The sequence below is a fragment of the Streptomyces sp. NPDC001709 genome (assembly GCF_053596375.1).
Map to the genome: position 1 here is coordinate 1 of NZ_JBSFGB010000096.1, position 10,667 is coordinate 10,667.

The 10,667-nt window shown below is 65.2% G+C and carries 4 protein-coding genes; all 4 read left to right on the top strand.

Features of this window, described 5'->3' with window-relative positions:
- The first annotated feature begins 128 nt into the window (after positions 1-128).
- Positions 129-1,469 (top strand): aminotransferase-like domain-containing protein, encoded by a 1,341-nt coding sequence (locus tag ACWC0C_RS47365; RefSeq protein WP_450871350.1) that lies wholly within the window; start codon positions 129-131, stop codon positions 1,467-1,469.
- A gap of 29 nt (positions 1,470-1,498) precedes the next feature.
- The gene (locus tag ACWC0C_RS47370) at positions 1,499-2,749 is read left to right on the top strand and encodes a cytochrome P450 (RefSeq protein WP_450871352.1); all 1,251 of its coding nucleotides are present in this window, start codon (positions 1,499-1,501) and stop codon (positions 2,747-2,749) included.
- On the top strand, positions 2,746-3,834 hold the full coding sequence (locus ACWC0C_RS47375) for a hypothetical protein (RefSeq protein WP_450871354.1): 1,089 nt from the start codon (positions 2,746-2,748) through the stop codon (positions 3,832-3,834). Before ACWC0C_RS47370 ends, ACWC0C_RS47375 begins: the two co-directional genes overlap by 4 nt.
- Before the next feature lie 198 nt (positions 3,835-4,032).
- Positions 4,033-10,667: amino acid adenylation domain-containing protein (locus tag ACWC0C_RS47380; RefSeq protein ID WP_450871356.1), on the top strand; the 6,635-nt coding region annotated here is incomplete at its 3' end.

Genomic DNA, 10,667 nt, shown 5'->3' on the forward strand with positions numbered 1-10,667 from the left:
CCATTCATCACAGGCGGCCTCCTGATGATCCTCGTCGCCCTGGCCAGCCTGCCCGCACTCAGCAACCGCTCCATTCGAGAAGCGACACAAGAAGCATCCACCACGACACCGAACCAGGAGATTGCTGCATGAACGACAGCGGAATGGAACTCCTGGCCGCCGACCTGAGCACGGACCGACTGCATACAGCGCTCCGGGATCCGGCGCTCGCCTCCATGAACTTCTTGAACGAGGTGGCAAACCGATTCCCGGAGGCCATTTCGCTCGCCGCCGGCCGGCCCAGTGAAGATTTCTTCGACGTCGACGATCTTCCCCGATATCTGCAGAACTTCTGCGACTACCTGGCCGCCGAGAAGGGTGCTGACGCAGAACTCGTACGTCGCACCCTCTTCCAGTACGGCCGGACCAAGGGCATCATTCACGAGCTGCTCGCCCGGAATCTCGCCTGTGACGAGGGCATCGACGTCGACCCGGAGTCGATCGTCGTCACGGTCGGCTGCCAGGAGGCAATGTTCCTGGTGCTCCGGGCGCTTCGCATGGACGAGCGTGACGTCGTGCTGACCGTTTCGCCGGGCTACGTCGGACTGACCGGTGCCGCGAGGCTGGTGGACATGCCCCTCTGGCCGGTGCGGGAGAACGAGGACGGCATTGACCTCGACCACTTGGTCGAGCAGCTCGAGGCGGTGCGCGCCGCGGGCAAGCGGCCACGGGCCTTCTACCTCGTCCCGGACTTCGCGAATCCCTCCGGCGCGAGCCTCGACCTGGAGGCCAGGCAGAAATTGCTCGCCATCGCGGCGGAGCACGATCTGCTGATTCTCGAGGACAATCCGTATGGTTTGTTCCAGGCTGAAGACGGTCAGCGCTTGCCCACTCTCAAGGCCCTCGACACTTCGCGGCAGGTGATCTATCTCGGCTCGCTCGCCAAGACCTGCTTTCCCGGAGCCAGGGTTGGCTTTGTGGTCGCGGATCAGCGCGTGGCCGGTGCGGATGGAGACTCCACGCTGTTCGCGGACGAGCTGTCCAAGATCAAAAGTATGCTCACCGTCAACACCTCGCCGGTGGCCCAGGCCATTGCGGGAGGCAAGCTGCTGGAGCATGACTGCAGTCTGGTCAAGGCAAATACCAGGGAGATACGGCTCTACAGCCGTAATCTGCGACTGCTGCTGGAGGGGATGGGCCGACGGTTCCCCCGGGGCGAAAATCACCAGGTCTCCTGGAATACGCCCGGCGGCGGATTTTTCATGGTAGTCACTGTTCCGTTTATTGCCGACGACACCGCACTGGAATATGGGGCCAGTAAGTTCGGCGTCCTGTGGACACCCATGAGCCATTTCTACGACGGCCATGGCGGCGAGAACCAGCTACGACTGTCGGTGAGCTCGGTGTCGCCGGATGAGATTGAAGCGGGCCTGGATCGACTGGCGATGCTGATCGCTGATCTTTCCGGCAAGGAAATATCTACGCAGTAGTCACCTATTCTGAAGGCCAGGAGATTTCCATGCCGACCAAAGGCGCATTCGCCGACGATCTCAATAGCGTGGACCTCACGGACCCGAACACCTTCCTGCATACTGACATGGAAGATTTCTGGCGGCGTGTTCGGGCCGAGCAGCCCGTATATCTGCACCCGGCCACGGACCGCGGGTCCCAATTTTGGGTGGTATCCCGCCACGCGGACGTAATGGCCGTTCTGCAGGACCCCGAGCGATTCAGCTCGCAGGCCGGGAACATGATGTCTTCGCTGCACAAGCCCGGAGGGGACCCGGCGGCCGGAAAGATCCTGGCGCTCACCGATGCGCCGCGCCACAACGCCATGCGGACGATCCTGCTGAAGGCGTTCAGTCCCCGGATCCGCAAAGGGGTGACGGACAAACTGCAGCAGCGGGTCGACCAGCTCCTCGGCAACGCTGTCGGTACCGGGACCTTCGACTTCGCCAAGGAGGTCGCGGAAGTGGTCCCCATGGGGACGATCTGCGATCTGCTGGGCTTTCCGTCGACGGATCACAAGTACGTGCTCGACCTGAGCCGGGAGGCGGTCAGCGCGGACGACGAGGGGCAGACCGAAGAGGACGTCTGGCTCTCTCGCAACGAACTCCTCATCTATTCCCAGGAGATCATCGAAGCCCGCCGCGAAAACCCGCAGGACGACTTGATCAGCGCGATGGCCACCTGCCGGATCAACGGTGAGCCGATGACCGATGACGAAGTGGTCGTCAACTGCTACGGGTTCATCCTCGCGGGAGATCACACCAGTCGCCTGGCCATGGTCGGCGCCCTGCTCGCCTTCTCCCAGCACCCCGATCAGTGGCTGGCGTTGAAGGAGGGCCGCGTTTCGATAGCCAGCGCGGTCGAGGAGATCGTGCGCTGGACGACGCCGGCGATGCACATCGGTCGTACCGCAACGGCCGACGTCACCATCGGTGGTCAGACGATCCGCGAAGGTGACCACGTCATCCTCTGGATCACTTCCGCGAACCGCGACGAAAGCGTCTTCTCGGACCCGCACAGTTTTGACCTGGCCAGGACTCCCAACAAGCACCTGGGCTTCGGATTCGGACCCCACTTCTGCTTCGGGTCATACCTCGGGCGAGCCGAGATCACTGCCGTACTGAAGACCCTCATCAGCAGGGTAGACCGGATCGAGCTCATGGGTGACCCCAAGGCGCTCTACTCGACGTTCCTCCGCGGATACAGCAGCCTACCGGTCTCCCTCACTCCCAGCCGATCCATCAAGGAGTTTGCGAAGTGATTGAGGTTGAAATACAGGCTCATTATGCGGATATCCCACCCCTCCACCTGTTGAAGGCGGAGCAGCTTCCCGCCTCAAGAGGCGCCATCGCAGGCATGATGAACCAGCGCACTGCGGACGCCTTGCGGACCGTCATCGACATAGCGCCACAGGATTCCGACCGACGCGCATTGGCCGCGGTCGATGCCGCCCTGGCCTGCCTGGCCTCGCCGGCCGCTGCCACCAAGTACACCGATGCAGAGCGAAAATCCCTGCCGGAGGACCTCTACGAGGAACATGACCTGTTCTTCGGCGCGATCAGGGTCACCGGGAACCCGGTGGAGACGTTCACCTACACCATGCTCGAAGCCCTCCGCAGCCAGCTCAATGATGCCCTGTCAGCCGGGATAAGCCTCAGCAGCGGTGAACGAGCTCAACTGCGTGACGCATTCTGGACCACTTTCCACATGGTGTGGCGTATCGGAGTGGCCGGCACGCCGTTCGAGTACGCAGCTCGCGCTCACACGCAGGGCACCGACACGAGCACCGGCGATGTGAAAGGCGATCCCCTGATTCGCTGGCGTCTCGGTCATCAAGTATTCTTCGCGCTCATCCAGGCGCTGATCGTCTCGGTCGGCTGTCTCGAGGAATGCCTCAAGGACGATCCGGATGATATCGATAGCGCCTGCCGACTGCTTGAGGACGCCACGGTACTGATGATCGGGTCCGGCGCATCGCTGCGGTATGCCGGCGACTTCACGCGCACGCATTACGCGGATTCGGTACGTCCTGCGATGATGCCACCGCATATCAATGCCAAGTTCAGCGGTCTCCAGTTGCGCGATCACCGGATACTGCTCAAGTTGCTCCATCGGGTCAAGCCGTTGGTCGCCTCGCCCGCCCCGGCCGTCGACAAGTCCTACAGGCTGCTGCTCGATGCGATGTCGACAGCCTACGAGGCACACATCTCGGTCTGCTCGAGGTTCGGCGGCGATCGCGAACCGAGTCTCCGCACGCCCGGCTCCAGGGTTCCCGCGGTGGAGGTTCTCCAGCGATTCCGCGACCGGCGGCTCGGCGCCGCCACGCCGGAACAACCGGCGGAGTAGTTCGGTGATCTTCGACCGGGGTCTTCGAAGTTGAGCGGTGGGCGTTGGCGTCGCCGAGTCTGATGCACCGACTTTCTGAATTCTTTCCATTTCAGGCTTAGAGCCTCCATTCCGCGCTGATCTGTGCTGCCGGGGTCCTCGCACTGCCGAGTAGCTGCGAATTCGTGCGATCTCAACACCGAAAGAGAGTGATTGGCGATGCGTGCTGCAGATGCTGTTGATTTTGCCGACGATCCGTCATTTGAGTCGCACGCGGCGTTGGTCGGCGAATCGGTGCAGGCGGCTTTTGCGGCTCAGGCGCTGCGTTCTCCGGGCGGGGTGGCGGTGCGGTGTGCCGGGCGGGAGTTGTCGTACCGGGAGCTGGATGAGCGGGCGAATCAGCTGGCGCATCGGTTGGTGGGTCTGGGGGTGGGTCCGGAGGCGCCGGTTGCGGTGCTGATGGAACGCTCGGTGGACCTGGTCGTGGCGCTGCTGGCGGTGTTGAAGGCCGGGGCGTTCTATCTGCCGTTGCACAGTGGGTATCCGCTGGAGCGGATGCAGTGGATCATGGACGAGACCTCCGCGCCGGTGCTGCTGACCGACCAAGCGATGCGTGGCCGTGGCCTGCCTGCTGCTCCCGTGGTTGTGGTGGTGGACGAGGACGTGCAGCTGGCTGGCTTGCCGGTCAGTGACCCGGGGGTGGAGAGCCAGCCGGAGCAGCTGGCGTACGTGATGTACACGTCGGGCTCGACCGGGCGTCCCAAGGGGGTGGCGGTCACCCACCGGGACGTCCTCGACCTGGTCGTGGACAGCATGTTCGAGCCGGGCGTGCATGAGCGGGTCCTGATGGTCATTCCGTATGCGTTCGACCCCTCGATCTACGGCTTGTGGGTGCCGCTGCTGCGCGGTGGGCGGACGGTCATCACGCCGGAAGGTGATCTGAGTGTGGCGGCGCTGGCCCGTCTGATCGCTGAGGAGGAGATCACCGCCCTGGACGTCTCCGCAGGTTTGTTCCAGGTGATGGCGGAGGAGGATCCGGGCTGCTTCGCGGGTGCGCGCGAGGTGATCACGGGTGGTGACGTGGTCTCCCCCACCGCGGTGCGGCGGGTGCTGGAGCACTGCCCGGACATCGTCGTGCGCAGCGCGTACGGTCCCACCGAGACCACGTTGTACGCAACGACGCATCCGTGGACGGTCGGCGACGAGTTGCCGGCGCCGCTGCCGATCGGGCGTCCGCTGGACGGTATGCGGGCCTATGTTCTCGATGAGACCCTGTCGCTGGTCCCGGCAGGAGTGGCCGGGGAACTGTATCTGGCGGGTGCGGGGTTGGCCCGGGGCTATTTCGGGCGTCCGGACCTGACGGCGGAGCGGTTCGTGGCCGATCCCTTCGGCCCGGCCGGCAGCCGCATGTACCGCACCGGTGACCTGGCCCGCTGCTCCGGCGAGGGCGTGCTGGAGTTCTTGGGCCGGGCCGACGACCAGGTGAAGATCCGCGGCTTCCGGATCGAACTGGGCGAGATCGAGGCGGTGTTGGGCCGTGTCCCGGGGGTGTCGCAGGTCGCGGTCATAGCTCGTGACGACCAGCCGGGCGACAAACGTCTGGTGGGCTACGTGGTCGCCGAGCCGGGCCACAGCGACGGGGTGGATGTCGAGACCCTGCGCGCACAGGTGGCAGGTCAGCTGCCGGAATACATGGTGCCCTCGGCGTTCGTGGTACTCGACCGGCTCCCGCTGACCACCAACGGAAAACTGGACCGGCGGTCCCTGCCCGCCCCCGACCTGCCGGCGACCGGAGTCGGACGCGCTCCGCGGACCCCGCGGGAAGAGATCTTGTGCGGGCTGTTCGCCGAGATCCTGGGCGTACCCGCGGTCGGCATCGACGACAACTTCTTCGAACTCGGCGGCCACTCCCTCCTCGCCACCCGCCTGGCCAGCCGCATACGTTCGGTCCTGGGTGCCGAGCTGGTGGTGCGGAACGTGTTCGAGGCCCCCACGGTCGCCACCCTCGCCGACCGGGTCGCGGAAGCAGCGGTGGCCAGGCCCGCGTTGACCACGATGGCACGCCCGGAGCGGATCCCACTGTCACCGGCACAAAACCGGCTGTGGTTCCTCGACAAACTCGAAGAGACGAGTGCCACCTACAACCTTCCCCTCGCCATGCGTCTTTCGGGGCAACTGGACCGGGCCGCGCTGCGGGCCGCACTCGAGGACGTGGTGGACCGGCACGAGAGCCTGCGTACCGTCTTTCCCGAGGATGCTCAGGGCGTGCCGTTCCAGCAGATCCTGCCGGCGACTCGGGCGATGCAGGACTTCGAGGTGGTGCAGACCGACGCGTCTGCCTTGCCCAAGGAGATCTCGGCTCTTGCTGGGGAGCGTTTCGATCTGGCGGTGAACCCGCCGGTCCGCTTCCGTCTGTTCGCCCTGTCGGAGACCGAACACGTCCTGTTCCTGCTGACCCATCACATCGCGTCCGACGGGTGGTCGCTGGCTCCGATGACCCGCGACATCAGCCTTGCCTATGCGGCACGGTGCGCAGGGGCGGAGCCGTCGTGGTCGCCATTGCCGGTGCAGTACGCGGACTACACGTTGTGGCAGCGTGAGCTCCTCGGCGCGAAGGAAGACCCCAACTCCCTGGTGAGTGAACAGCTGGCCTTCTGGACACACGCATTGGAAGGAATCCCGGACCAGCTCGAGCTGCCCTTCGACCGCCCCCGGCCGAAGGTGGCCAGCTATCGCGGCGACACAGTCTTCTTCGAGCTGGACGCAGAGCTGCACCAACGCCTGGTCAGCCTGGGCCGTACCCATCAGGCCAGTCTGTTCATGGTGGTGCAGGCCGCCTTCGCCGCGCTGCTCTCCCGGCTGGGCGCGGGGAACGACATTCCGGTAGGTACCCCCGTTGCCAACCGGACTGATGAGGCGATGGGCGACCTGGTCGGATTCTTCGTGAACACCTTGGTGATCCGGACCGACACCACCGGCGATCCCTCCTTCCAGCAATTGCTGGCTCGGGTACGCGAGGTGTCCCTGGAGGCTTTCGCTCACCAGGATGTCCCCTTCGAGCTCTTGGTGAACGAACTCAACCCGGTGCGCTCCACTGCCCAGCACCCCCTCTTCCAGGTACTGCTGGCCATGCAGAACAACACGTCTGTCGGGTTGGACCTCCCAGGCCTGACCGCGGACGTGAGTCTGGGTGACACCGAGGTCGCCAAGTTCGATCTCACCCTTGAGCTTTTCGAGCAGCACGCGGGGGATGGCGTCCCCGACGGGATCAGCGGACGGTTGGGGTATGCCCTCGATCTGTTCACTGCGGATACCGCACGACGGATCGCAGATTGTTTCAAGAGGCTGCTCGCCGCGGTCGCGGTGGACCCGGACCTCTCTCTGAGCCGCATCGACCTTCTCTCTCCGGAGGAGCATCGACAGCTAGTCATCGAGTGCAACGACACGGCGGTGCCCTACGCCGACAACACCACCCTGCACCAGATGGTCCAGGAACAGGCGGCCCGAACGCCGGAGGCGCCGGCGGTGCTCCGCGGCGCGGAAGAGCTGACCTACAGCGAGCTCAACGCACGGGCGAACCAGCTCGCCCACCACCTGATCGCCCGGGGGGTGCGCCCGGAGCAATTGGTTCCGATCTGTGTCGAGCGGGGCTTCGACGCGGTCGTCGCCGTCCTGGGCGTACTGAAGGCAGGCGCTGTCTATGTGCCGCTCAACCATGAATACCCGGTACACCAACTGGAGTTCATGGTGGCGGACGTCAATGCTCCGCTGGTCATCACCCATGCCCGCCTCCAGGATCGACTGGGGGACACATCCGCCGAGCGACTGCTGATAGACCAGGACTGGCACGAGATCGCCACCCGGCCGGACACGGACCCTGGTGTGCCGGTCGGCCCCGAGAGCCTGGCCCACGTGATCTTCACCTCCGGCTCCACCGGCACCCCCAAGGGCGTCATGATCGAACACCGCTCGCTCTGCCGGATAGTCGACAGCGACCTGTTCGCCGGCCTCGGGCCCGGCGACGTCGTGGCCCAGCCCTCCAACTTCTCCTGGGACGCCTTCACCTTCGAATGCTGGCCCGCGCTGACGTCCGGGGCTGCCATGGCAGTCATGGACAAGGAGGTTCTCCTCGACGCCGCCACTCTCAAGGCCGCTCTCCGTCGCTGCAAGGTGACCATGATGTGGCTGACGGCCCCCCTCCTGCGCCAGCACCTGCAGGACTGCCCCGACCTCCTCGCCGGAGTCACGTCCGTCTTCTACGGCGGCGAAGCGATCGACCGGCCGGTGGTGGACGCGCTGGTGGACGGGCCATGGGCACCCGAGCGGCTCATCCATGGGTACGGACCCAGCGAGGCGACGGTCTTCACCACGTCCTACAGGGTGGACCGGAACACCCCCCGGAACGGGCAGATCCCCATCGGCCGGCCGGTGGCGAACACCGAGGTGTTTGTCATGGACGAAAACGGTGTTCTGGTGCCCCCGGGCGTTCCTGGCGAACTGTGGGTCGGCGGCCCCGGACTGGCCCGGGGCTACTGGAATCGCCCGGAACTCACCGAGGAGCGGTTCATCAAGCACCCGTTCTCGGACGATCCCCAGGCACGGGTGTACCGCAGTGGCGATGTGGTGCGGTGGCGGGGGGATGGCCAGTTGGAGTTCGTGGGCCGGGTCGATGACCAGGTGAAGATCCGCGGACTGCGGATTGAGCTGGGTGGGATCGAGTCGGTGCTGGGTCGTTTCCCGGGCCTGGCGGAGGTCGCGGTCGTGGTGCGGGAAGAGCGGCCGGGTGACAAGCGTCTGGTGGCCTACGTGGTCGCCGAAGCCGGGAGCGAGGGGGTGGACGCGGACGCCTTGCGTGCTCATGTGGGTGGGTCGTTGCCGGACTTCATGGTGCCTTCGGCGTTCGTGGTGTTGGACCGTTTGCCGTTGACCACGAATGGCAAGCTGGACCGGCGGGCTCTGCCGGCGCCGGTGTATGAGGTGACGGTGGGCGGGCGGGGTCCGCGGACTGCGCAGGAAGAGATCTTGTGCGGGCTGTTCGCCGAGATCCTGGGCGTACCCGCGGTCGGCATCGACGACAACTTCTTCGAACTCGGCGGCCACTCCCTCCTCGCCACCCGCCTGGCCGGCCGCATACGTTCGGTCCTGGGTGCCGAGCTGGTGGTGCGGAACGTGTTCGAGGCCCCCACGGTCGCCACCCTCGCCGACCGGGTCGCGGAAGCAGCCGTGGCCAGGCCCGCGTTGACCACGATGGCACGCCCGGAGCGGATCCCACTGTCACCGGCACAAAACCGGCTGTGGTTCCTCGACAGGCTCGAAGAGACGAGTACCACCTACAACGTTCCGGTGGCGTTCCGGGTCGTCGGGGAGCTGAACGCCGATGTGCTCGAGCAGGCTTTGGGCGATGTGGTGGCACGGCACGAGAGCCTGCGGACGGTGTTCCAGGAGGTGGACGGGAGCCCGGTCCAGGTGGTCCTGGACAAGGATGCCGCCTGCGTGAAGCTGCATCGGGTCAGCTGTGGTGCGGACGAGTTGGACGCGGTGCTGCGGGAGGCCGGTCAGTATGTGTTCGACTTGTCGGCCGAGATTCCGCTGCGGGCGACGTTGTTCACCGTCGATCCCGATGAGCAGGTATTGCTGCTGCTCATGCACCACATCGCAAGTGACGGTGCCTCGATGGGACCGCTGGGGCGTGATCTGGAGATCGCGTTCCGGGCCCGGCTCCAGGGGCTCGAGCCGTCGTGGCCGGCGTTGCCGGTGCAGTACGCGGACTACACGTTGTGGCAGCGTGAGCTCCTCGGCGCAGAAGAAGACCCCAACTCCCTGGTGAGTGAACAGCTGGCCTTCTGGACACAGGCATTGGAAGGAATCCCGGACGAGCTCGAGCTGCCCTTCGACCGCCCCCGGCCGAAGGTGGCCAGCTATCGCGGCGACTCGGTCTTCTTCGAGCTGGACGCAGAAGTGCACCGCGGGATGGCTGATCTGGCACGTTCGACGGGCGCCACCACGTTCATGGTGGCACAGGCAGCACTGGCGGTGGCGCTGACGAAGATGGGTGCGGGGACGGACATCCCAATCGGAACCCCGGTCGCAGGACGCGCCGACGAAGCACTCGACGACCTCGTCGGCTTCTTCGTCAACACCCTGGTCCTGCGGACGGACACATCGGGGAATCCGACGTTTCTGGAATTGCTGGAGCAGGTCCGGGAGACTGACCTGGCCGCGTACTCCCACCAGGACGTGCCGTTCGAGCGCGTGGTCGAGGCGGTCAACCCCCAGCGCTCACTGGCCCGTCACCCACTGTTCCAGGTCTTGCTCAATCTTCAGACCGGCGATGGTAATGCCCTGGATCTGCCCGGCCTGACAGTCCAGGAGATCGTGGCGGAACAGCAGACAGCGAAATTCGACATGTCGCTGAACTTCCTCATGAAGTACACCGATCAAGGTCTTCCTGGGCCTGTGCGAGCGTTTGTCACATACGCTGCAGAACTATTCGACCGGGAGACCATAGAGCGTCTGTTTACCCGCCTCACACGTGTCCTGGAATCTGTTGTCGCTGATCCGGCACAGACGATCAGTCAAATCGACGTGATCGATACGCACGAGCGCGTGCGGTTGTTGGAGTTGTGGGCCGGCGCGGAGTCTGGTGAGGGGCTCGGGGCTGGTTCGGTGCCGGCGGCTTTCGCGGCTCAGGCGCTGCGGTCTCCGGGTGCGGTGGCGGTGCGGTGTGCCGGGCGGGAGTTGTCGTACCGGGAGTTGGACGAGCGGGCGAATCAGCTGGCGCATCGGTTGGTGGGTCTGGGGGTGGGTCCGGAGGCGCCGGTTGCGGTGCTGATGGAACGCTCGGTGGATCTCGT

Excerpts from the sequence above, each read along its gene's own strand:
- ACWC0C_RS47365 (WP_450871350.1), top strand. The coding sequence starts at position 129 with ATGAACGACAGCGGAATGGAACTCCTGGCCGCCGACCTGAGCACGGAC.
- ACWC0C_RS47370 (WP_450871352.1), top strand. The coding sequence starts at position 1,499 with ATGCCGACCAAAGGCGCATTCGCCGACGATCTCAATAGCGTGGACCTC.